Annotated in this window: 10 protein-coding genes; 1 reads left to right on the top strand and 9 read right to left on the bottom strand. The window is 49.7% G+C overall.

Annotated elements, in window-relative coordinates:
• Positions 1-27 precede the first annotated feature (27 nt).
• A complete protein-coding gene (locus HHO50_RS10885; RefSeq protein WP_181306049.1) occupies positions 28-3,057 on the top strand; it encodes a DUF6298 domain-containing protein in 3,030 nt (1,009 codons plus the stop codon).
• Between the two features lie 285 nt (positions 3,058-3,342).
• On the opposite strand, the gene HHO50_RS10880 is transcribed toward HHO50_RS10885, so the two are convergent.
• The 9 genes from HHO50_RS10880 to HHO50_RS10840 form a co-directional block, all read right to left on the bottom strand.
• Complete coding sequence (locus HHO50_RS10880; protein ID WP_304621529.1) at positions 3,343-5,295, bottom strand: rhamnogalacturonan lyase; 1,953 nt, start codon at positions 5,293-5,295, stop codon at positions 3,343-3,345.
• A 1,102-nt stretch (positions 5,296-6,397) separates the two neighbouring features.
• Entirely contained in the window at positions 6,398-9,316 is a 2,919-nt protein-coding gene (locus HHO50_RS10875) for a glycoside hydrolase family 2 protein (RefSeq protein ID WP_181306047.1), read from the bottom strand.
• A gap of 913 nt (positions 9,317-10,229) precedes the next feature.
• Positions 10,230-13,091 (bottom strand): glycosyl hydrolase, encoded by a 2,862-nt coding sequence (locus tag HHO50_RS10870; RefSeq protein ID WP_181306045.1) that lies wholly within the window; start codon positions 13,089-13,091, stop codon positions 10,230-10,232.
• A gap of 84 nt (positions 13,092-13,175) precedes the next feature.
• The gene (rhaM, locus tag HHO50_RS10865) at positions 13,176-13,487 is read right to left on the bottom strand and encodes an L-rhamnose mutarotase (protein ID WP_181306044.1); all 312 of its coding nucleotides are present in this window, start codon (positions 13,485-13,487) and stop codon (positions 13,176-13,178) included.
• 39 nt (positions 13,488-13,526) lie between these two features.
• Positions 13,527-14,351 (bottom strand): SUMF1/EgtB/PvdO family nonheme iron enzyme, encoded by an 825-nt coding sequence (locus HHO50_RS10860; RefSeq protein WP_181306043.1) that lies wholly within the window; start codon positions 14,349-14,351, stop codon positions 13,527-13,529.
• Complete coding sequence (locus tag HHO50_RS10855) at positions 14,348-15,961, bottom strand: arylsulfatase (RefSeq protein ID WP_181306042.1); 1,614 nt, start codon at positions 15,959-15,961, stop codon at positions 14,348-14,350. Before HHO50_RS10855 ends, HHO50_RS10860 begins: the two co-directional genes overlap by 4 nt.
• A gap of 142 nt (positions 15,962-16,103) precedes the next feature.
• The gene (locus HHO50_RS10850; protein ID WP_181306041.1) at positions 16,104-19,823 is read right to left on the bottom strand and encodes a DUF4450 domain-containing protein; all 3,720 of its coding nucleotides are present in this window, start codon (positions 19,821-19,823) and stop codon (positions 16,104-16,106) included.
• Between the two features lie 286 nt (positions 19,824-20,109).
• Complete coding sequence (locus HHO50_RS10845; protein WP_181306040.1) at positions 20,110-21,621, bottom strand: RagB/SusD family nutrient uptake outer membrane protein; 1,512 nt, start codon at positions 21,619-21,621, stop codon at positions 20,110-20,112.
• Positions 21,622-21,643: 22 nt separating this feature from the next.
• Entirely contained in the window at positions 21,644-24,835 is a 3,192-nt protein-coding gene (locus HHO50_RS10840) for a TonB-dependent receptor (protein WP_181306039.1), read from the bottom strand.
• Positions 24,836-25,231: the final 396 nt, after the last annotated feature.

Genomic DNA, 25,231 nt, shown 5'->3' with positions numbered 1-25,231 from the left:
TAGTATAGAAACTCCTCTGAACCTGTAATGAATTCACCCTTACCCATCAGCTTTCGCCACAAGCAGCAAATATCAGCGAGGTTACTTTTGCGCTTGGCTACGCTCCTACTTACGGGCCTGTCGCTCTCTCTTCAGGCACAAACCAAACCGGGTGCCGCATTCCCCCCTATTGACTTTTCACATGCCGGCTACGGCGGAGGCGGTGTTTCATTCCCTGTGGTTCCGGCGGTATTGACCGTACGCCCTACCGGGCAAGATGACACCCGGTTATTACAGGCGGCCCTGGATCAGGTGGCCAATTTGCCGCTGCACCCTAATGGATTCAGGGGCGCGTTACAACTGGCCGAAGGAAAATTCCTGGTCTCTGGCCAACTCCGGCTAAACAAAAATGGCGTGGTAGTTAGAGGAAGTGGCCACCAAACCACCACCCTTGCAGCTACCGGCAGAGACAGGCGAAGTTTGATTGTGGTGGGTACCAAAACACCGCCGAAAACAGCCTCTTTTCTTAAAATAACAGATAAAGTAGTTCCGGCGGGCAGCCGCACCTTCACCCTGGCAAATCTGGAAGGGCTGCGCAGTGGAGACCGCGTCGTCATCACTCGCCCCAGCGCAAAAGAATGGATCACCGCCTTGGGCATGGATACCTTGAAGGGGGTGTTTCCTGATCTTCGGTTTCATTGGACGGCAGGCTCCCGAGACCTTGTGTGGGATCGCACGGTTACGGCCATAGACCCAGCAAAAAAACAGATTACCGTTGATGCCCCTATCACCACTGCTCTGGAGCAACAGTACGGAGGCGGCACTTTAGCGAAAGTAACAGCTGGGGAACTGCTACAGCACATCGGCATTGAGAACCTGGTTCTGGAGAGTGAGTTTACCAAGACCAACCCGAAGGAGGAGGAACACGCCTGGTTTGCCATCAGTGTAGACCAGGTGCAGGATGCCTGGGTGCGAGGAATTACGGCGCGTCATTTTGTTTCGTCTGCGGTGCAGGTTGGCCCTCGCGGCCGAAGGATAACCGTGGCAAACTGCCGGAATGAGCAACCCATCTCTGAGATTGGCGGTTACCGCAGGCATAGCTTTTTAGTAGAGGGCCAGCAGGTGCTTGTCCAGCACTGCACGGCAGATACGGGAATCAACGATTTTGCCATCGGCTTTACCGCAGCGGGCCCTAATGTCTTTCTCAATTGTACTGCTACCAATGCCTTGGGCCCGAGCGGATCTTATGAGAGTTGGGCTTCTGGCGTACTTTATGAAAACGTGCAGGTAAACGGAGCGGGTCTAAGGCTCACCTATGACATGGAACGGGCACAGGCCGGCGGCTGGACGGCGGCCAACTCTGTCATCTGGAACTGTACTGCGCAAGAAATCGTGGCCAAGGGCCCTGCTACTGCACCGGTGGTCGCCATCACTTCCCCTGAGCCGCTCTACGCCAACCAGCTTTTAAAAAGACTTGGCAAACAAGCCTTGGCAGCAATAAGTAAACAGGCAGTTGAAAGCTCCCAAACAGGTGTAGCTTCTCTAAAGGAGTTCACCGCCAAAGACCTCACTCCAGCAGCATCTGAGCAGAGACAAGCCCATTCTCCTTTACAAATTGTAAACGGCCGGTTTGTGCTAGGGAACAAAGCGCTCTGGGGTGGAATGGTCAACGATGCCTGGTGGTTAGGGCAAACCTCTCCCGCCAATGCGCTAGATGCAGGTCTTAGCATTACGCGTTATGTTCCGGGTAGGGTAGGGCCGGGCCTGACGGAAGACCTAGCGGGGTTGGCTTGTCGCGTGGCTTCGCAAGGCACTCCTTTTTACCAAAGTGGGCCCGCTATTTGGTATGACCGTAGGCGAGACGATCATTCTATTGCGGAGCGCCCCAACAGCAATGTTTGGGCGGCCTTCTACGAACTTCCCTGGGCCCGTAGCGGACAAGGAAAAGCCTGGGATGGCTTAAGCCGTTATGACGTGGGCACGTACAATCCCTGGTACTTTGACCGCACCCGGGAATTTGCCCGGCTCAGTGACCAGGAAGGCATTGTGCTGTACCACCACCTGTATAACAACCATAACTTACTGGAGACGGCTTCCCATTGGATTGACTTCCCGTGGAGACCTGCCAACAACATAAATGAGACGAACCTACCCGATCCGTTGGAACCCAAAGCCAGGGTACACGTGGCAAATCAGTTCTATGACGCTACCAACCCCAAGCTTCGCGCACTGCACCGAGCGTACATCTTCCATGTACTGGATCAGCTAGGGAAGTTTGACAATATCATCTTTGGGCTAAGTTTCCAATATTCCGGGCCTTTTGAGTTTCAGAAATTCTTCCAGCAAACGGTGGCTGAGTGGGAGCAACAGAATAACCGCAAAGTGCGCCTGGTGCTGGACACCAGCAAGAACGTAACAGATGCCGTTCTGGCTGATCCGGAGCTTGCCAGACAGGTTGCCGTCATAGACATGCGCTACTGGCATTATCTGCCGGATGGCTCTTTATGGGCACCGGAAGGAGGCAGAAACCTGGCCTTCCGGGAAATGCACCCCAAAGAGTTTGGCGACCCCACCACCCCAGAGCAAGTCTACCGCCAGGTACGGGAGTATCATACCAAATACCCAGACAAAGCCATTGTGGCGTGGCATAGCGGCGCAGGCCCGGTTCCCGTTCTGATGGCCGGCGGTGCCCAAGTAATTATGCGCAACCCAACCGCCGGGCACGGACAAGGCAGAACGGTAGACGCTCATCCGCTGGATGCCTTTGTACAGCATCATTTAGCAGAGAACCTCATGCAGATGCAACCTCAGGACGGACTTCTGGCCCAAAGCGCTCAGAACTGGGTTTTGGCAGATAAAGAAAGGAACACACTGCTACTGTCTTCCCTTTCCGGTCAAACAATAACCCTGACCCAAAAGCTACCCAGGAAAGCGTACACTGGTCTGTGGTTTGATCCGCAAACCGGAAAAACACAACCAGCCGAACTTCCGAAGAAATTCAAAAAAGGCGCCGGAATATCAAAACCTACCGAGGCACTCTGGCTCCTGTTATTGAAGACTGACAAGCAAGCTCTCTAAGATTGAAATCGAACTTGTTTAGAGTTTTTCATAAACCCGCATTTAAAGCAATTCCCCTAGGCATGTCTCTGTCAGCGTTTTTAGGCTACTTTGATGAAAACAGGCCAAAAACAAGAGGTCTAATTTGTGCACTCCCGCAAGCATCTGCTTGTAGCGTCATTTTTAGGCTACTTTTATGAAAACAGGCAGAAAACTCTAAACAGCTTCATCAGCTAGGCTTGAATACTTGGCAGAAAAAAGAATTCAACAGATGCGAACTGAAGAGGCTTGCTGGCATGATTAACGTCAACGTTTAGCTTTAGCGGGAATAGGAGTAGCGGCAGGTACCGGAATAATAACAGGAGTTGGAGGAGTTGCCATGCCTTCGCCTACGTAGAAACTGGTGTGAGGCGGCTGGTTGTACCCCACGTTCTGCCAGGCAACAGCGGCCCGGTATTGGGTGTCATGCATAAAGGTGTACAACCTGTGGGTGGTGGGAATGGTGGTGGTAAAGATCAATAACTCATTGTTAGTGCTGCTTCGGTAAATTACCTCTTCTCGCCAGTCACCCAGAATATCAGCGCTTAGCCCAGGGTTGGCTTTGGTTCCGTTGTTGCTGGCGGCCCCAAAGTCTCTTGCCGAAAGTATTCTTTCCATCGTGCCCTCGTTGTAGTTCCATTTGGCTATAGACGCACCATCCAAGAGCTCGCGCTGCAGATCCCCGTCCCACCAACTGCCAAAGTTCATGCTGCGGGGTTTGGCGGTTGAGATCTGCACTCCTTTTGCGGTATAAAGGCCACCTACCGGTCCCCAGGCCTCATACCCTTTGTACCTGGGGTCAATGTCTGCGGTCATCGCCCGGCCAATGTCACCAGTGGCTGGTACCCCCCATAGCTTTTCACCAGTAGCTGCATCACGCATCCAGAGCCCATTCCCTTGATACTGCCTCTGTGATTCATGCGCTGTCCAGGACTCCAGACCCGGACGATCAGGATCCAAATCGCCTACGTGTTGTGCATCTCCGTGACCTAAACCAGTGTTGTATAAACCTTTGCCATCATCATCAATGGTCACAGACCCGAAAGAAACCTCATCTTTGCCGTCTCTGTCTACGTCATTGATGCTTAAGTTATGGTTTCCCTGGCCCGCATAGGCGCTGTTGCCTGGGTCATTGGTATCAAACCGCCAGCGTTGGGTGAGCTGACCATTACGCCAATCCCAGGCTACTAGCACCGCCCGGGTATAATAGCCGCGGGTCATAAGCAAGCTTGGGCGCTGCCCATCAAAATAACCTACTCCGGCCAGAAACCGGTCTGCCCTATTGCCATACCTATCGCCCCAACTGGCCACATTGCCGCGGGCGGGCACATACTCTACAGTGGCCATGGCGGCACCCGTCTGGCCATTGAAGAGGGTGAGGTACTCCGGGCCACGCAGGACATATCCGCCTTCATTCCGGTAATCTACGGAAGGGTTGCCAATAACAGCCCCGGCTCCATCTACCGTACCATCAGCGGTTTTACAGGCTAACTCCGCCCTGCCGTCACTGTCCAGGTCATAGACAATAAACTGAGTGTAGTGGGCGCCTGCTCTAATGTTTTTACCTAGATCTATCCGCCACAACCTGGTACCATCCATCTTGTAGGCGTCTAGGTAGACATTGCCGGTATAACCAGCATGCGAATTGTCTTTGGCGTTGGAAGGATCCCACTTCACTACCAGGTCATACTCCCCATCGCCATCCAGATCACCTACGCTACAGTCACCGGGGCTGTAGGTGTAATTTACGCCATCTGGGGTAGTACCACCGGGTGGCTGTTGCAGGGGCAGGCGCTTGAACGGCTCTGTCCAGACCGAAGCCGGAGCAGAAGCCGCTTGTTCCCGCTTACTTAGGATGGGACGTACGGTGTACGATTCATTTAAGGCGGTTTTATCTATAAAGTTGGTAGCTCCTGTGATGGGAGAAGCATTCAATTTCTTCTTTCCCCGGTACAGGTTAAAAGCGATGTCCTGGGGATCAGTGCCCAAAACACGCCAACTCACAAACACCTCGCTGCCGTTCGTTCTTACTGCTACCACCCCCCGCCCTAACTTCTCCACATACCGTTGGGCAAAGCCAGTGGTGCATACGAAGAACAACATCAGCAATAATGCTGTTTGCTTGTACTGATGCTGGTAACGGTACATGGGCTTTCCCGTGTGTTCTCCTCCGTCTTTCAATGGGCCATGTCCATGCATTACTTGCAAACTTCTTTTCATACCAGAGGATTTTAAAGTAAAAATTTATAAAACCCGGTCAAACGAACACCGGGTGTAGGAAGGGAGAAAACGGTAGATGATATGCGTACAAACTATTTATTCATATCCCTATAATCATCCTGCACCATCCTGCCCAACTCAACAAAAGAAACCTTCAATCTTTTTGTGCCATTTCAACATAGAAGCTATCTAGATCTTCCGGAACAAGACTAGCGAAAGCGTCTGCCTGGGCTCACCTTCCTGCAAGATTTCTGTTTAGGGGCTGTTTTGCGAAAAACAGGCTTGAAACGGCATTGGCGCAGACACCCGTAGAAGCTGCGCACACTACGAGGCCTTTGGAGCGGGCGGCATCGCGAAAGCAGGGAGTTAGAACCTACTGGCGCGAGTCTCCCGTCTCGTGCCATGGGATGAAGCGAGTCTCCAGACTCGCCGGGAACCACTGGCAGGATGGCGGAACAGCAGAGGTTAGGAACTACCCCAAGTTGCACTTTACAAAAGCTGAACAAATGGATAGCTCTACTCACCCCTCCCAGGCTCCTCTTGTAGGGAAACTTTTGCTGCTGTCGCTGTTCGGGAGTTCCACTCCCAAACCTGCCTGCTGCGGAGTTCCACTCCGCCGGGAGCCAGGGGCAAAAGAAGGGGAGTGGAACTCCCCGACCGAGTGCTTCCGGAGTGGAACTCCGAAAGAGCGGGTCGCAACTTGAGTTATAATAAGTTCTGGAATGTGTGCTTCCCTGTGTAAACACCCCTCTTCCTGCGCTGCGCTCGCTGCCTCAAACTCTCGTTTGGGCAATCCTCAAGGGGAGAATCTGCCCTTAGCACGGCAATATGGATGGATAGTGATCCAGATATTTCCCAAGTTCACGTTACCTGCTACTTTGCAGTTTCCTTGCTATTTGGCAGATTCTTAAGATCAGCATTTGCTTTGACAAAACCTGCGCTACTACTTTCAGGCAGACCTTTAACAATAAGAATTCGCGAACACACATTACCTTCTCGCTTCTGCATCTCTTTGCATTTGCAACAAAGGCCTAAACGTTGAAATAAAGCTGTAAAACGAAGAACCCCTGATAAGCGCTACAACTTACCAGGGGTTCTTTGTTTAGAACAACTCGTTTACCACAGGCCTGTCAAACTGCTGGGAGTTGCCGTCTGTCTTAGGCAGACCGAAGTAGAAGTACAGGGTGCGTTTGATTGGGCCGGAGACCTTGTTCAACTCGCCTGCGGGGCCTAGGTTCCTGGTGTTGGCGCTGATGTTGAGGGCCAGTTTGGTGCCTAGGGGCGGGATGTTATCCAGGAAGGACACATTCCCGATGGGTAGCTCTGGGTGCGGTTTTATACCCGACAGTCCGTAGAAGTCGAAGCGGCGCACGAACAGACCTTCCTGCGGAGAGGCCACAATGAACTTGCCTTCCGCGGTGTTGAACTCCATCCAAGCTATGTCTGAGAAATAACCCTTAAACTCTGGATACTGCCACGGCGCACTACCGGTCTGCACATCGTTATAGTAATTTTCATAAACCCCATGTTCCATCCCCTGTGGTCGGTTCTTCCAGACGCGGTACGGGCCTTTGCCCAGCCACTTGGCCCCAATAATGAAGTTCTCTGGGTAGGTGAAACTGATGCCGGTGAATGGGTAGTTGCCGTTCAGGTTATACTCGTAATCCAGGCTCACCCAGCCGCTGCCGTGCATCTTCCATTTGGCATATTTCAGGTCTCCGGTATAGTTGACTTCCACTACGTGCCCGTCGCCGTCTTTGTAGTGCTTCACGTTGGCTACTTTGGCGCTGCCGGAGACCATCACCGGCCCATCGCCGAAGTTCAGGTTTTTGGCGGTGGTGTTGAGAACCTCCATCAAGGTGCCTTTCTTCTTGTTCAGCTTGATCGCGATCTCCCCTCCTTTCAGCATGATGGTGGAATCCGTTTCGGTTACCTCTACTTTCCACTCTGGCTCAGCCGTCTTTTTCTGGTTGGCGGCATCTGGTTTGCCGGCGGCCTTGGCTTGTTCTTTGGTCAGCAGCACAATACCGTCCAGCAGTTTGTCATTGGTTTTGACGTTCCAAGTCCAGGTATAGAGCAGTTCCTTGTGCGGGTCATAGGCCGAGAGCATCAGCACGTCATAGTTTTTCCAATCAGTGGGCAGGTTCAGTTTCAGGTTTCCTTTGGCCGTTGGGGCAATAGACGGCCCGGCACCGGTGCCTTTCTTCCGGGTAACGGAACCGGTGAACGTATCACCAGGCTTGCGGTAATCCGCTAACTCCCACTGGAACGTACACTGGTTCAGGTTGGTGAAATGGTACCTGTTCTCTACCGGAATGGTGCCCTCAAAAGCAGCGGGCAGTTTATCCATCTTGATGTGCACCGGTGAGTAGATTTCCTTGATGGCGAAGAAGCTGCCTTCTTTCTCGCGGTGCGGGCCCACCAAGCCGTCAGGGGCATTGACCCGGTTCACGTCAATGATGTTGTTCAGGTCAGTGCGTACGATTCCCTCGTCGGCCAGATCCCACAGAAAGCCTCCGGCGCCCAGTTTGCTGTTCCAGTGCAGTTCCCAGAAATCAGCCAATGAGGTTCCGCCGCCGCCATCATCCTGGGAGTGCAGGAACTCGGTGGGCATGTAGATATTGGGGCCTTCCAAAAGGTTTTTGGTGCTGTAGTAGTCTTCGTAGTGGTTGCAGTCAATACCGTTGAACGCGTTGCCTGGGCGGTGGTGCGCATGAATGACCGGCCGGTTAGAAAGGTCATATTGGGCGTAATCGTCTACCAGTTCTTTGTTGTGCCCTCCCTCGTTGCCGTTGCTCCAGAAGATGATGGACGGGTGGTTGGCATCCCTGGTCACCATTTCCTTTACCAGCGGCGCCCCGGCTTTGGTGCTGTACGCTTTCTGCCAACCCGCCAATTCATTCAGCACGTAAAGGCCTAAGGAGTCGCAGAGTTGCAGGAAGCTTTTGTCTGGGGGGTAGTGGGAGCACCGCACGGCGTTCATGTTCATTTCCTTCATCAGCTTCACATCCATCAGGTCAATGTCGCGGTTCACGGAGCGGCCCGTCTCTGGCCACCACACGTGGCGGTTCACGCCTTTCATCTTGATCTTGGTGCCGTTGAGGTAGATGCCGTCTCCTTGCCGGATCTCAATGGTACGGAACCCGAATTTCTCCGAAGTCTGATACAGGTTCTTTCTCCCCGACTTGATAGAGGTTTTGACGGTATAGAGGTTAGGCGTCTCAGCAGTCCACTGCAGCGGGCTGTTCACTTTGGCTTGGATATTCACCAACGTGTCCTTAGAAACCGTAGCGCGGCCGGTACCCACCACTTTTCCGGTGGCGTCCACCACCTCAGCCACCACCTCGCGCCCCGGCTGCGGATGCACCAGGTGCACGTTCATGGAGAAAGCCCCGTCTGCCTTGGCGTCAATTGCGGTGTAGGCCACATGCTCGGTTGGGAATGCTTCTAAGTAAACGGGCCGGAAAATGCCCCCGAAGATCCAATAGTCAGCTAAGCGTTCTGCGTTGTTCACTGACGGATCAGCCGACATCTTGCTCACCGTTACTTCTAACAGGTTGTCTTTGCCATACTCCAGCTTGTCCTTGATGTTGTACTTGAATTGATAGAATGCCCCCTGGTGGATGGGCCCCGCCGACTTGCCGTTGATCTTTACCTCTGTATCGGTCATGGAACCCTCAAACACAATGTACACGTCCTTCCCCTTCCAGTTCTTGGGAACCTGGAACTTGTGCTTGTACATTCCTTTCTCATCCGCGAAGCGGAAGTTCTTGCCGTAGGTTACGTAGTCGCGCCCATAGTTGTACGCCCCGAAGCCCTGCTGCTCCCAGTGCGAGGGCACCTGAATGGTAGTCCACTTACCGCTTTGCCGACCTCCGGTCACCATGAAGTCCCAGGCTACGGTATTCCTGTTATCAGTGCCGGAGAGGTATTTTACTTGTCTGGTTTCGGGTGTTTTAGAGAAAGCCTCTGCCGTACCCAGCAGAAGTAAACTAAGGAGTAAGATTCTTCTGAAGAACATGTGCTACGTGTTGTGGTAATATGGAAAATGAATACTAAATTTTAAGTTTTTACCGGGAATGATACTGAAGCAAATCATTGCGCCGCCGGCCCACGCTTCTTTGCTGCTTTCGTTTTGAAGGCTTGTTTTAGGGTCATTTTACTAAAAACAGCCCTAAAACAAGCCTTCTCTATGTGCATGCTTTGCTACTCATTTTAATGGTTGCTTCTCATTTGCTTTAAAAATAAGCCAGAGGCTTGACACAAGTATCCTGTTCTATCCGGTGATGCTTTATAATAATCAGAAGTACCTTCCCTCGCTGCAACAGAAGCGTTATCAGATGCTATGTCAAATCACCAGCCAGGCAACATAGATTTCTGATTTATAGCTATTTTCAGGGAAATAGGGCTAAAACGACTAGTAAGCATATTATGAACAAGCAACCAACCTAAGCCCATCTGTTTTTGACATAGTACCTGCATTAGAGACCTGCTTCCCTTTTAGGCCTCCTTTTTATAAAACTCACCTAAAAAAACCGGGTTGATGGTCACAGGGTCTGGACAGTGAAGAGTTGATGACTTTGCCACGCATAGGAAACACCTACCATCAAAGGAAAAGGGCAACAGAAACTCAATTTCCTGTTGCCCTTTTCACTGAATGCTGATTAAATTAATAACCAGGGTTCTGCTGCGCCTGACGTTCTTCAGAACTTAGAGCATGTTTAAATTTCATCTTTGCGCTGCAAATTGCCATAAAAAGAACCTGCGTTCGCCTTTTTCTCGCCCCGTAACGCTGCTACGCGGCTCAAAAAACCCTTCCGCAGAACCTTTCTCTGACTAGTTGAGCCAGCAAACCTGAAATTTAAACAAGCTCTTAACGGATTTCCGTTATTGGTTACACGCTCCAGGTGTTGCAATGGAAAACTACTTCTTTCTCACAGAGCGCCGGTAGTTTTACCGGCGGAGGTGTTATACGGCGTAACAGTAACAGGCCCCAGCAACCCAGAAGGCATTGGTTTCCACCCGGAGGCATCAAACGGCTTGTAGTTAATGTTCACAAAGTTGATTTCATGGTAATTGCGCCACTGTATCTTATTCTGGTCCATGTGCCGGATGCGGTTGGCCATGAGGTTTGCCACTTCCACCTGCATGGTGTTTTTACCGGGCTTCAGGTAGTGGCCTACCCGTGCCTGGAACGGAATACTATTGATATAACCTACCTCCTGACCGTTGATCCATACTTTGGCACTTTCGCTTACTTTTCCTAAATCCAGCACATATTCGCCTGCTTTTTTGGAAGGCATCTCAAAGGTGATGGTGTACTCGCCAGTACCAGAGAAGGCTTCGGCTTTTTTATCTGGAAGCTCTGTCCAGGATTTCAGTTGGGTCAATTGCTGGGCGGCCGGTAGCTCAGGCCCGCCTTGGGTGAAGCGCAGGTTCCAGGTACCTTTTACTTCCGTAGGAGCACCGGCATTCTCCAGGTATTGCCATGCCAAAACTTCTGGTGTCTGATTGGTAGTAGCTTTAAGGATAAGGGCTTCGCCGGAGTTCATTTGTACCCGCACGTTGGTTTTCTCATTGGATGTTGAAGAGGTGGCCAGACCGGCATTTCCGCTTTGCGGATCTAGCATGACTACTGATTGGGCCGTCAGGTTCAAGGGAATAGTGGTGTCAATGGTTTTAGGCGTATGGTTCACCAGGTAGTAGTACTTCCCGGTGCCAATGTCGCGACGGGTGAATTTCAGGCCGGTGTCGGTCAAAGACTCGCGGTGGATGTTTTTAGAGGCGAGGGCCTTTTGAATATCCTTCGCTAAAAGGATTTCGCCTTTGCCGGCTTTCATTTGTTTGATGCCGTTGCCCGCATCTGTGAAAGTGAGGGACTGCGTCAACTGCTTCAGCTTTTGTCTTCTGTTATTCAGGTCATGCAAGCCGGGCACATCGGTGGGCAATTGCTCTATGATGACGGTAGCGCCTTCGCTGGCCAATTGAATAGCTCTTTCAAAGGTGGTTTCGGCCATGTACTTGCTTTGGGGCAATACCAACACTTTATGCTTCGGCGCCGCCGCAGCCGTGATAATCTGGCCGTTGTTCACCTTGGATTGGTGCAGCATTTTATCAGAGACGAAGTCAAGCGAATAGCCCGCTTCCATCAGTTGCTTTGACTGCTTGTAGAACTGCGTAGGATGCAGCCATTCATCCACTTCGTGCACCCCAATCATCATCTGCATGCCTTCGGGCTTGCTCCACACATCATGGATGGGCCAGTACACCAGAATCTCGTTATCTGCCTTGCCAGATTGCAGCACAGATTGTACCCGGGTAATATATTGGTTGAACCCGTTGAACTGCGGCCATAAACTGTTGGCGGGTGTCATGTTCAGAGAGGCATAAAACAACCAGCCCGGCCAGGCTACCTCCTCTGGCGAGTATGTTACGCCGTGGTAGAACACGTGATTGACCCCAGACAAGAAGACCTGCTCCACCTCTGGTTTCATCTGGGAATAGGACGTTTTGAAATGCTCTCCCAGCCAGGTAAAGGTCTCACTTGACACCAGGTTCTTGCCAGATACGTGCGCCGCCGAGGAAGCGAACTTCAGCATGATAGGATCTGGATCTACATTCCGTACATCGGCACTGTCACGGCGGAGGCCGGGGATGGGGAAATAGCTGGAGCCGAAGGTCTCACATTCCGGAATATCAACGGCGGCGTACAAATCCAGGAGGTTTCCGGGGGAGCCGTGCGACTGGTTTTTGGTAAGACTGTTGTGTCTGTGCGCCCAATCGTTCCAAGGGGTATAGAAGTTATTGTAGAGCATTTCGCTCATGGTTTCCCGGTAATCAGACTTTAGGCGGGTTACTGTTTCTGTGTGCTCTTTGCTCACCAATTCACGCAAATACGGCCGTAGGTCATAGCCTCTTCCTTTCTGGAACGCATCAAAAAAGCCACTTGACCAATCTGCACCGTACACTTCATAACTGTCGTTGTAAAAAGCCCTTACCCCGTGGTTGCTGCCGTTGAAGGCTTGGGTAAATGGCTGCAAATATGCTTCCGTGGCTGTTTTGGACAAGTGATCTAAGGTATAACCCACCCCACCCGGAGCCGCTCTTTTCACCATTTGACGGGTCTTTCCGTTGAAAGCGGCGTAAATCTCCCAGTTTCCGGCCGGGGCTTTCCAGTTCAGCTTTCCATCGGCGGTTGCCTTGTTGGTGAGGTTCAGGATTTCGCCTTTGTCACTGTACGCCATGACGGCCTGCAGCGCCACGCCTAGCTCCTTTTGCTTAGGGTCTTTCACCTCCAGCGTTTCCGTTAGCGTCTGGCCTCCGTTTAGGGCGTACTTTTGCAAAATCAGGCGGGAAGCAGCGTATTCCGGCTTCACCTGCGGGCCACCGAAAGGCCAGCCCGTTCCCTGGGTCATGTCTACGCCCATGTTCAGACTGCCCGCTTTCTGCACGGTGTAATCCAGTATTCCCATCCATTTAGGTGAGAGGAAGTCTATGTACTTATTTTCATGCCCCTTGGCCCCGTAAATGGGCGCAATCTCCACGCCGCCTATCCCGGCTTTCGCGTATTCATCCAGTAGCCTGTCAATGTTTTGTTCATCCACCGCATTGCCCATCCACCACCAGCGCGTCCAAGGCCGGGTTTCTTTTTTTACCTCCGGCCAAAGGGCAGCGGTTTGGGCCTGTTTTTCAGAAAGTACGCCAGAAACGGTGTTGGAAGCCTGTGGCTGCTGACAGTTGGCCAGGATGGTACCGCACAACACAAGCGAAGAGAGGAATTTGAATTTATGAGTCATGAAGGATAATCTGGGTGGTTTGGTAAAATACTGATGAATGGATTTGGCAGGAGCGAATGCCTTACCAGCTGCTAAAAGTTAAGACTACTCCATAAAGAACACCTCTTTCAGAGGAACCGAAACCGGTGAATTATCTGGGTTGGTTTCCATGATGCCGGCCATGTAGGCCCACCATCTCTGCACAATCTCGGTGGTACCTAAGTCCTGCGAGGACGCGCCCTGCTGTTTTTGCACCGCAAACAAGGTATGGGTTTCTTCATCCAGAAAAATGGAGTAATCGCTTACGCCTGCCTCTTTCAATAGCTGCGAAACCTCAGGCCAGATTTCATCATGGCGTTTTTGGTATTCGGCGGCACAGCCGGGTTTCAGTTTCATTTTAAAAGCGAATCGCTGCATATCTTTTATGGTTCTCTATTTCTAATTTCAAGCAATGGATTAGATAGACTTGGCACATCTAAACCCGGTGTGGAAGAGCGCTGTCTCACGGGAAGACGATGTGCGGCCATTGATCTGGTAGTTGTGGCAGAAAGTAGAATCGCACATGAAGGAGCCTCCTTTTAGCAGCATCACATCGGGCATCTGCGGCTGCCCCTCTTCTGTAAAAGTCTCTGAAGTCCACTGCCAGACATTCCCGCCCATGTCGGTTAGTCCGTGTCCGGTTTTCCCGAAGATTCCCACCGGGGCAGTATAGGGGTAGCCGTCTTCCGCGGTGTTGTTACTTGGGAAGCTTCCTTGCCACACATTTGACTTGAACTGGCTATTTTCCACCAGCTTGTTTCCCCAACTGTAACGGGTATTCTTGGTGCCGTTGCTGCGCGCTGCATACTCCCACTCATACTCTGTGGGCAGGCGTTTACCGGCCCATTTGCAGTACGCCACAGCATCATTCCAGCTCACTTGCGTCACAGGATGGTTCTCTTCTGCTTTGGGCGTTCCTTTTCCTAACGGATACTCCCAAGAAGCCCCCGCTACCAATGTCCAAGTCTTTTTCTCCGGATCAAAAACGCCGGCATCACCAAACTTTTCAGCGTCCGTTTTATAGCCGGTTTTCTCAATAAACGTCCTAAACTCGGCAACGGTCACCGGATGCTTGTCCAGCAGAAATCCTTCTATTTCTACCTCCTGCTGGTTTAAACCTACTGTTCTCAGGTAAGATCCTTCAGGAATGTACTGCATGCCCGTGGGTACGTGCTCGGGCGCCCGCTCTTTGCAAGCACCCATTCCCACTAAAAACCCGATCAAAAGGAGGAACTGCTTCATTTGCTTTTTCTCTGTTTATCTATCTCTAACAACTGCGCGAAAGGTACCACATTGGCACGAGCAGCCCAAGCATTGTAAAGACGTTCCATTTCCTTCACCCTATCCGGATTCTGGGCACTAAGATCGTTTAGCTCTGACCGGTCTGCTTTGATGTTGTAGAGTTCCCACTTGTTTTCCGGGAACATAGAAACCAGCTTCCAATCGCCTTGCCGAACGGCGCGGTTGCCTTCATGCTCAAAGAAAATGGCCTCATGCCCCTGCCATTTCTGACCTTTAAACAAAGGTGCCAAACTGACTCCTTCCATTGGTTTAATGGTTTTTCCTTGATAGGTTTTAGGATAGGCAACTCCCGCCAGCTCCAGTGTGGTCGCCATTAAGTCAATGATATGGGCGGGCTGATGGCTGATACTGCCGGGCTTAATAGTTTTGGGAAAATAGGCGATAAACGGCGTGGAGATTCCTCCTTCATGCTCCCAGCGCTTGAACTTCCGGAAAGGGGTGTTGCTCAGGCTAGCGCCCTCGTATTCATACGCCGTGAAGGAAGTAGGATCACTGGCGGGCTTTTTATTCGCTTCTCTGATTTCAGCGGAAAAACCTGGCCCATCAATATCTTCATAACTGCCGCCATTATCTGACAGGAACATGATGATGGTGTTCTTCTCTGCTCCGGTTTCCTTCAGTTTCTGGCGGAGTTTGCCAATGTTCTGATCCATTCTATCTACCATGGCCGCGTACACCGCCATTTTCTCCTCCCACTTTTTCTTTTCCTCTACCGGCAAAGACTCCCAGGCAGGCACTTCCTCGTCTCTGGGGGAAAGCTTGGCATCTTGGGGTAGAATGCCTACGGCCTTCATGCGTTTGAACCGCTCTTCGCGCAGCACGTCCCATCCTTTGCTGTACTTCCCTCGGTATTTGGCTATGTCTGCTTCCAATGCATGCAGGGGCCAGTGCGGGGCGGTATACGCCAGGTATAAAAAGAAGGGCTTGGTTTTCTCTTTCCGCTCGTCAATGAATTTTAACGCGTAATCTGTGTAGGCATTGGTGGCATAGAAGTCTTTTCCGGGAGTGTAAGGCGCATCGTCTAAAGCATACGTGAGCTTCTGGTTGGGCCGGTACGGTCTGTTCCCGAAGTAACTGTTTGCCCCGTCCAATAACCCGAAGTACCGGTCAAAACCCTGCTTTACCGGCCAGTGCTCTTTGCGGTCGTTCAGGTGCCATTTGCCGGTCATCATGGTGCTATAGCCCCCTTCTTTCAGCGCTTCGGCAATGGTCACGCACTCATCACTCAGCATGCCTCGGTACGACGGGTGCTCGCGCTCATTCACCATGTGCCCCACCCCTGCCTGATGCGGATAGACACCGGTGAGCAAAGAAGCTCTGGTGGGGCAGCAACGGGAGGCGTTATAGAACTGCGTCATTTTAAGCCCACCTTTGGCCAACGCATCTAAATGCGGGGTTTGTATCTCAGAACCAAAGCTGCCGATGTCAGAATACCCCATATCATCAGCTAAGATGATAATAACGTTGGGCTGTACCTTTTGCGGCGCCAGACCTAACAAAAAGCTTGAAGCGATTACCAAAGAAAGGCTAAGGAAGCGTTGCTTGATCATAGGAGGAAGCCTTAGGGTTGAAACAGAAAACACCTACCGGATGAACCTTCAAAGTTTCATTCATGCTAAATATAGCAAAGCCCACACAGTTGATTATCCTGCTGTAGCCTGCTTGCTGCAGCCTTATGACAAGTCCGGCTATTTACTTTCTTACCAACGTCACGCCCATCAAGCCAATGACCACATCATTCGCCAGGGATTTTACTTCTAAGGACTTCAACTTCTTTTTTGGGTCTAAAGGAAGATCCAACACAGTTGCTGCGCCGCCTGGGATGTAGCTGTTGTAGGCAAAACCCTTGATGTCTGAGTAGTTGAAGTTCTGGATAACATCTCCGGTTTTCAGATGCACCCTAATGGGTTTCGGTTTACTCACCGTGAATGAATACTCGTTGATATAGTAATCCTGCTCAATAGGCCACCAGGTTTCTGGGTTCCTGAGCGTTAGTTTCTCCTGCGAATTGTCGGCATACGTGACCACTACTTCCCCATTATCAAACCGCGACTGCATGGGATTGGTGGAGCCCGCCATCAGTAGGTAAGCGTGCGAAGCACTTCCAGTCAAGGGAACGGTGGCGGCATGGGGGTAATTGTCCCACTGGCTGGTGAAGAGAATGTTCTTGTTATTTCCTGGCCCAGCCGTCTTGAACTGCAATCCGTTGGGCAAACTGAAAACGCCGCCTTCCCCTGCTTTGGCCCGCAAGCCTGTATCATCTATTTCTGCCGTTACCAAAGGATAACACCAGTTCCCAATGCCTTGCTTAGGCAACTGAAGCGTAGCCGTTGCGGGCCGGGGCGAGAGGTATTCATTCTGGAAAATCTGGGTTACCTTATCATTGAAATGCCTGCTTAAATCTACCACCTCTAGCTTTTGCTTGGCAGTAGCTGGATGCAAGGATACTTCCCAGTTCGTGAGCTCCCCGGTAGCTATGACTTTGCCATCCGCTTCTATGCGCACCTGATTGGTACCTGGTTGCAACTGCTCAATGGGGATGGTCACCGGAGTGGAAGAAGCAAAGGGAGACGCTTCCAAATTCAGCTTCTGGGTAAAAACGCCTGTTGTAATGGTTATTTCTTCCTTGAACGCAGATGCGGTATTATTCTGAAGAACGAACTGATTCCTGGCATCTCCTGGTTTGTTGGTAACCACCAAAATATAAGGCTTCCGCACTTCAAAATCAACGGGCTGCCACCAACTTAATTGCCCTTGCTTGGCGAGTACAAACAAAGAATGGTGCCCTGCTTCCCCGGCGATCTTTGCCTCCACCCTATTCCCGTTAGAAGTTGAACTTGTCATTATCTTCTGTGGATCTCTGACTTCCAGTACCTGCGCTTTCCCCAAATCAACGATGAATGGCGCACCATTGGCAGCTACGGCATCATGCTTGATTTCAGTTAGTTTATCACCTGCCCAGGTAATGCTTACTTCGTATTTGTCTGCGACCGCAGGAAGAATCTCAATCTGTGGTTTGCCTACTGTTTCTAAGTAACTTGTCCATTTTATCGCCTTTCCGTTCACCGTAACAGAGGCTACTTTGTCTTTTAAGGCCAATGCTCTAAACTTAAGCTTTAGCGGCTTCCCGAAGCGTGGTTCAATGGTATAGGTTTCTTTGTCTCCTTCTCTTTTGAAGGAATAGGCAACATCCGGCGTTTCTATACTGGCATGATCCCAGTCAGTTGGTAAACCAGGGCGTACGGTCAGTTCACCAGCCAGCATATCTGGCAGAATTCCGAACATTCCCTCTACCACCGCTCTGGAACTGATTCCAATACCATCGGCAAAGTCACGGTACAGTTCTCCCCGGTAATGGTCATAGTAAGAAAGCTGTTGGAAATTGCCCGGACTGGAGCCCATGTACATGCTTTCTATCAGCACACTTCGCATCAACTTGTTAGCCTCTTCGGTGCGGCCCGCCTGCCAATAGGCCAGAGCGGTGTGCGCCACCTCGGCCAAGGCCACGTTGTTCACCGACCACGTGTAAGGCATCCAGTTGGAAGTGGTTAAGGTAACCAACTCATCCTTGGGCAAATCTGAGTTCTTGATGGTGATATGCGGAATCTGCGTGTCTACATAGCGCAACATCTGATACGCCTGAAATGGGTCTGGCACTTCAGAATCTAAGGTATGGTACACCGTCCAGAGCCCGGCGGAGGTATGCAGCTTTTGCAGTCCCAGCAGATCTTTGTATTCAGCGAACCAGCCTTGTTTTGGCATCCACATGGTAGTGGTTAAGGCCTTTTTTATCTTCTCTGCTTCTTGTCTATAAGGCGCAGGGTTCTTCCCCAGAAGGGCCGCCAATCTGGCTACTGTTTTATTGGAGAAGTAATGGTACGCGGAGGAATGGGTGACGCCACCACCACTGTACTGCACGGCATCGCTGGCCCAAAAACTGGCATAGGCATCATACAGACCATCGTTATCGGCATCAAAATTCCGTTTCTCCCACGCTAGGTGCCGTTCAATAATGGGCCAGGCTTCCTGAATGTAGGCTTTATCACCCGTCCATAAAAAATGCCGGAGCATTTCATCAATGAACACCATGTTCATGTCATAGTGGTGGGCTACTTTTTTAGGGCTGGGATTTCGGGAGATGTATCCGTTGGTGTACAGAGAAATGCCAATTTCCTCTTTCTGCCTTGCCAGGTTTCTGGACGAATCAGGCACCACGGGCCCGCTGGCAGGCTCCGTTACCTGGGCTTCGCTGTAGCCCCTGAAATGGGTACGTGCTCTATCGTGCCAGCCCAGAGCATCGGCTACGTACGCCCCGCGCCAGCCATTAAGTGGCATACGCCAGGCGATGGCTCCGTGCATGTAACTTTTGCCATCCCAGATGGCATCAGCGGCAACACTCAAAGCCCCACCCAAGGTATTCAGGTATGGGTCAGGCGTCACAATCTTCACCTGCCCTGCTATCTTTTTGCGCTGCTCCTCGGCTTTGTTGAAAGCTTCCGGCAGTTCCTGGTAGGTTTTAGCCTTTGCGCTCAGATTATTCTGCAGGCCGAAGTACACTTTCTGTTTCCCCTGTATTTTCTGCCTGCCTAGCACAACCGGCAAGCCTGATGCATTGGATTGCAAGAGCGCTTTGGGTGAGCTTTGCTGATTGGCATCGCCTAATTTGAGGACAGTACCCGGTGCCACTACCCCAAAAATCTGTGATCCTTTCTCCTGCACCTTCAGTTTAGAGGTATCCCCTCTCAGTTTTCCGGTTTCAAAACCCAGGAGAAAGGAATTGTTTTTCAACTCAAATATATTTCCCTTGCAATGCTCTGGGTGCAGGTAAAATCCTTCCTCGGGGTCAGCGCCTATGTCGCCGTCCCGTGATGGTTTATGGCCGCTGGCCCCTCCGTAAGCCCAGAGGAGCTCAAAAGGCTTATCGGTGGTTGACTCCAGAGACATGACCATCCCGTCTTCTGCCGCCATGGCTACTACCTGCAGGTTCAGTTGCCCCTCCTCCAGCAAAGGATCCTTGATTTCATACCGCATGGTGCCTGGGCTGTAGATGGCTTTGATATGTGCCGCATTCGTGAGCCACTTGTCACCCGCGTCGGTTGCTATGCCCAGTTTAAGGTTTCCGCCTTTGCCGGGCATGTACATCAAAAACTCCGGCAAATCACCGGTTTCTACTCTGAACGCCGTCCCTGTTCCATATAAAGCCCGGTTAAATCTTTTGGTACCGTTGATGATAATGAAGTCTGTTCCTTCAGGTTTATACCGAAGCGGGCGCTCTTGCTCTAGTTTATCTATAGCAGGGATCTCAGCTACATTTTCCTTAGGAATGGAAGTGGTAGTTGGCAAAGGAACATTCTGTGACTGGCATGCCACCAATAGCATCAATAGGAATGCACCAATTCTTTTCTCAAGCATATATCTAAGTTTTGCCCTTGAACTAGCTGTCGTCACATGCGGCGTATTTTCTTCAAAGAATCGCCATTGAACCTACAGACTTGTTAAAGCTATTAGTCTTCCATAGAATTACTATCCTGTTATGTCCGGCACAGGTGTTTCAGGCATTGTTTCTGAAAAAGAGGCTGAAAACGAAAGCTGGTCTTTTCTGGGAAGTATGTGGGAAAGGCTTGGCTTCTTCTAAATAAAAGAGCGCACTTGCTGGTGCGCTCTTTATACCAAATAACGATTTTCCTAAAAACAGGTATTAATAACCAGGATTCTGGTCATACAACCCTTTTTTAACATCTAGCTGTGTTTGTGGAATTGGGTAAATGATATCATTCACAGTTACCGCATTTATTTTATTTGCCGCATCTTCTGTGGCTCTCCAGGCGTTCATCACATCAAGCACTTTACCTGTCCTAACTAGATCATGCCACCGGAGCCCTTCTGCGGCGAACTCTCTTCTTCGCTCCGCTAAAAGCATATCCAGATTCACATTAGCAAGTGGCTGCAGACCAGCTCTAGCTCTTACCTGATTCACACTGGCATCAACCTCTGCCTGACTGCCCCCTGTTCCTCCCCTTAAGATAGCTTCAGCCTTTAGCAACAAAACATCTGTGTACCGTAGCACAGGATAATTGATAGACCAATTAAAGCGGTCTACACCTGCCCGACTCAAATCCAAGAATTTCACATACTGCGCTCTATTCACCAAAGCTCCGTTAGGATCTCTATAAGACGGTAAGATGATAAAATTATCACGCACATCATTTGCAGGGTATGAGTTGATTAAGTCATTAGATGGCGTTTTAGGGCCATCTATTGGAATTCCCCCCGGAAACGGAATACCTATGCCTCGTGCATAGAGCTCTTCGTACATTTCAGACGGCAGGGTTGAACCTACCCCTACATCTCCGGCGCTTCCGCCTATGGCTTGCACATCAAAAACTATATCAGGATTGTTCTCATTGGTATAAGAGAAGATGCTGGCATAATTATTTACCCAGGAATACTGCCCACTAGCTATCACGTCATTCAATAAGGTAAGCGCTTTGTCATACTCATTTACTCCTAAGGTAGGTCCGGCAGGGTGTAATTTGGAACCAGAACGTGTTAGGTGTACCAAAGCTAATATTCCTTTGGCAGCAGGTGCAGTCACCCTACCTTTGTTAGAAGCATTATAGGTGACAGGCAACTTTGAAATGGCATCTTGTAAATCTGCTATGATCAAAGCATACACCTCTTCTACCGGGCTCCTAGGTACTTCAAGGGCTTGGGCTGGAGTCAATACTCTATTGAATAGTGGAACTCTGCCAAACAACCTTACAAGATCAAAGTAGTAGAAGGCTCTTAGAAATTTTGCCTCTCCAATAAACCTATCTCTGGTGCCTGCCTCGGGCACAACTGTCTCATTTATTTTATCTAAAACAGTATTTGCTCTTAAAATGCCTACATAGTTGGCATTCCAAGCATCAGAAATCAATGGGTTCGTGGCTAGCGTTTTCTCAAAATTGTTAACGGGGTTCCATTCTCTCACCCCAGACACGCCAGGAGCATACACATTATCTGATCTTACCTCAGACAAGTTCAGGCTCCTGACAGGATAGCTTCCCAAGGCATTGTAAATCCCGTTCACCGCTACTTGAAAATCTTCAGTGTTACGGTAGAAATTGGCCGCACTGGCTTCTGAAATTGGTGCTTGGTCTAAGTCGTCTTCGCAGGCCCCTAGACTAAATAGCAAAGCCGAACAAAGTAGTATCCCTATTTTTTTCATTATTCAAATCTTTTCAGGTTAATTAAAAGGTGAGGTTCACTCCAACTATCAATGACTTAGATAATGGGAAAGCGCCATAGTCATCACCTCCATTGTTAACTGCTTCTGGGTTGAAACCACCGGTGTATTTATCTTTCCCGAACCAGTTTTCAGCAGTTACATACACTCTAGCCCCGCTGATTAATTTGCTCTTCATAAGCCCCCCTAGGTTATAGCCCAAGGTGATGTTTCTTACCCGCCAATAATCAGAAGGATATAACCAATCTGTGTTCTTGATTCGACCAAAGCTTGATGGGGCTTTATGGGTCACACCGTCACCAGGATTTTCTGGAGATCTCCATCTGTCGCGGTACACACCTAAGGTATTATCAATGAAGTCCATACCCGTTCTGTTTACCGCACGCCCAAAGGTGGAGTATATTTTCCCGCCCCATTGGCCTTGCACCAGAACGCTTAGATCAAACCCTTTGTAACTAAAGGAGTTGTTGATGCCCCAAACATAATCTGGATTAGGATGACCAGATAGCACACGGTCGCTTGCATCAATTTTACCATCATCATTGGCATCTAGATACTTTGGGTCTCCGGGCTCTTGCTTGCCATACATTGGGTACCCGGCCGCTATGTCTTCCGCTGATAAAAGGCCAACTTGCTGTACCAACCATAAGCTATACATAGGCTCGCCTACCATTAATAGGTTATGGTTTATATCCCAGTCACCACCAGCAATGGGGGTATTGTTAGGGCCGAGTTGCTTTACTTCATTCTGGTTGTGGCTGAAGTTCAGATTGGTATTCCACTCAAATAAACCAGTCAGGTTACGGGTAGTAAGCTCAAACTCCCATCCTTTGTTTACCACTTTACCAATGTTGGTAAGAGCGGAAGTAAACCCTGATGCCGTTGGAACAGGAATATTCAATAGAAGATCCCTATTTGTTTTTATGTAATAGTCAAACGAAGTGAATATGCGGTTTGAGAGTAGTCCCAAATCAAAACCAACATCTATCGTCTCAGATTCTTCCCAACTTAACCTAGGGTTAGGGAAGTTTTGCGGAACCTGTCCATTAGCCAAGCCTGACCCAAAAGAGTAATTGGCTACCCGTAAGCGGGAAATATCATCATAATCACCAACCCCGTTATTACCGGCTATACCCCAGCTTGCTCTTAACTTCAGATCATTGATAACCGGTATATTCTGCATAAATCTCTCTTGGGAAACTCTCCAACCCACAGAAGCAGACGGAAAAACGCCCCACTGGGTCTCATCTCCAAACCTTGAAGAACCGTCTCTCCGGATAGAGGCCGAAAGCAGGTAGCGGTCATTGTAGTTATACTGAACCCGACCAAAGTATGAGAACAAAACATTCCGGGTTTCTGCGCTAGTGCCTGAAAATGACGTAGCCTGGTTTAGGGTTGGAATCTCATTAGAAGTATATCCCGCACCGCTCAAGCGCCAGTTTTCAAATCTGTAATTGCTATAAGAAATACCTGCCAGCGCAGAAAAGTTATGCATCTCAGCAAAGGTTCTATTATAGTCTAAGGTGTTTTCATTTACGAAGGTTTGTCTGCGATATCCTGTAAGGCTTCCTGTAGTGTTTCTATTGATAGCTAACTTAGCAGGCAACCAATTTTTGGTAGTTGCATCAGCATGGTCTAAGTTAAACGTGGTCCTAAAATTAAGTCCATCCAGAATTCTGTACTGCCCGAAAATGGTAGCCAGTGTTCTAAATACTTTATTTTCTCCAATGGCTTCTCTGGCAACCGCAACCGGGCTTACCCTGGCTGGCCCCCAGGTGTATACATTGAAAGGAGCAACCCCTGTTTGCAATCCGGCATTTTCCTCCACTACAGGGGGCATTGAAACTGCCAAGTGCATTAACTGGTCTTTACCTTCTACCCCAGGGTCATTTGTGACTGCATAAGAAGGGGATAAGTTTAAACCTAACGTTAATCTGTCATTGGCTTTAACTTCTACATTGGCTCGCGCCGAATATCTCTCATAACCCAAGCCAACAGCTACTCCCTGCTGATTAAGGTAATCACCAGAAACAAAGTAGTTGACTGCATCTGTACCCCCACTGGCCGATAGTTGGTAGTTCTTGACATTACCTTGGCGGAACAATTCATCTTGCCAGTCAATAAACGTCAAGCCAGGGTATCCTTCCTGTAGCCATCTATCATCAATCATTAAGTTACGGTTTACTGAACCAACAGGCAGCTTTAGTAATACTCGCCTTTCCTCAGTAGTTTGGTTGGCCGTTCTGCCTGCTCCGGAACGTACCCAGCTGTAGTTGATGCTTTCTATGGCCCGGTCAATCCATTCCTCCCCGTTAAGCACATCAAGCTTTTTAACCACTTCACTTACACCACCATAAACATTGAAGTTTATCTTGGCTTTACCGGCTTTACCTCTTTTAGTAGTAATAAGCACCACTCCGTTAGATGCCCGGGAACCATAGATAGCCGACGCAGCCGCATCTTTTAATACTTGAATAGACTCTATATCATTTGGGTTTATATTATCTAGGGGATTACCACTAGAATATCCTCCTCCGGAATTCTGCGGCTGAACTGCTAATGGGAAACCGTCAATCACATAAAGAGGCTCATTATTCGCTGAAATTGACCCAGTTCCCCTAACCTGGATACTAAACCCTCTGCCAGGCACTCCACTGGTCTGCTGAACCCTTACGCCCGCCATTTGACCTACCAATGCTTGGTCTACCCTGGCTAAGGGGCGCTCACTTAGCTTTTCAGCATTCATTGTGGCAATGGCACCGGTTATGTCTGCTCTTTTCTGGGTACCGTAGCCTACCACCACCACCTCTTCCAGTGCTTTGGTATCATCAGATAGAGTAACATTTATGGTTCCCGGGCCGGTGAAAGCCTTTTCCTGTGAGGTATATCCTATATAAGAAAAGACCAGTGTTCCTGGTGTTTCTGGCACAGATAAAGTAAAACTACCATCCACACCGGTTGAAGAAGCAGTGGTAGAGCCTTTTAGTAAAACAGTTACCCCTGGCAAAGGATCACCAGTACTAGAAACTACTTTCCCTGATACTGTCCACTGGAAAGCATAGTTAACGTCTGCATATGGATGAGATGAGGCCTCAGACGGAAGCACAACCCCCATCATACTTAAAGGAACCAATGCGAGGCAACACCTTAACCGCCATAGCTTCTCCATATTCTTCTTTGACAAATTTCTAGCCATTTTTATTATAATTTGGATTATAAAAACAAGTACAAACCCGTTGACACTTTTCTTGAATCCAGGGATGTAGAGGTGATGCCCTAACTATTCTATGAACCTGTTTAGAGTTTTTCAGTAACCGGCTTTAAGGCAGTTCCTCTGGTGCAAGCGTCCGCTTATGCCATCGTTTTTAGGCTATTTTTCTAAAAACAGGCATAAAACTCTAAACAGCTTCTATGGTAGAGAAAAAACCTGCTACCTATTTATAAAACAATTATAAATAGGTAGCATTTGTAAAAGGAGGTGCATTTTTACTGCAGAGATTTAAAAATTTCTGCTCACACCTCATTCCTTTTACCAAAGCTATAACCTTACTCTAACCTTTCTATCCTGCTCTATCCTGCTCTATAGGGAAGA

The sequence above is a fragment of the Rufibacter sp. XAAS-G3-1 genome (genome assembly GCF_013623775.1).
GTDB lineage: Bacteria > Bacteroidota > Bacteroidia > Cytophagales > Hymenobacteraceae > Nibribacter.
This window is presented reverse-complemented; position numbering and strand designations above follow the sequence as displayed.

What these genes read in the sequence shown, in the direction of transcription:
- HHO50_RS10850 (WP_181306041.1), bottom strand. Translation starts at nt 19,823, where the DNA reads ATGCTTGAGAAAAGAATTGGTGCATTCCTATTGATGCTATTGGTGGCA.
- HHO50_RS10860 (WP_181306043.1), bottom strand. Translation starts at nt 14,351, where the DNA reads ATGAAGCAGTTCCTCCTTTTGATCGGGTTTTTAGTGGGAATGGGTGCT.
- HHO50_RS10875 (WP_181306047.1), bottom strand. Translation starts at nt 9,316, where the DNA reads ATGTTCTTCAGAAGAATCTTACTCCTTAGTTTACTTCTGCTGGGTACG.
- HHO50_RS10885 (WP_181306049.1), top strand. Translation starts at nt 28, where the DNA reads ATGAATTCACCCTTACCCATCAGCTTTCGCCACAAGCAGCAAATATCA.
- HHO50_RS10840 (WP_181306039.1), bottom strand. Translation starts at nt 24,835, where the DNA reads ATGGCTAGAAATTTGTCAAAGAAGAATATGGAGAAGCTATGGCGGTTA.
- HHO50_RS10880 (WP_304621529.1), bottom strand. Translation starts at nt 5,295, where the DNA reads ATGAAAAGAAGTTTGCAAGTAATGCATGGACATGGCCCATTGAAAGAC.
- rhaM (WP_181306044.1), bottom strand. Translation starts at nt 13,487, where the DNA reads ATGCAGCGATTCGCTTTTAAAATGAAACTGAAACCCGGCTGTGCCGCC.
- HHO50_RS10855 (WP_181306042.1), bottom strand. Translation starts at nt 15,961, where the DNA reads ATGATCAAGCAACGCTTCCTTAGCCTTTCTTTGGTAATCGCTTCAAGC.
- HHO50_RS10870 (WP_181306045.1), bottom strand. Translation starts at nt 13,091, where the DNA reads ATGACTCATAAATTCAAATTCCTCTCTTCGCTTGTGTTGTGCGGTACC.
- HHO50_RS10845 (WP_181306040.1), bottom strand. Translation starts at nt 21,621, where the DNA reads ATGAAAAAAATAGGGATACTACTTTGTTCGGCTTTGCTATTTAGTCTA.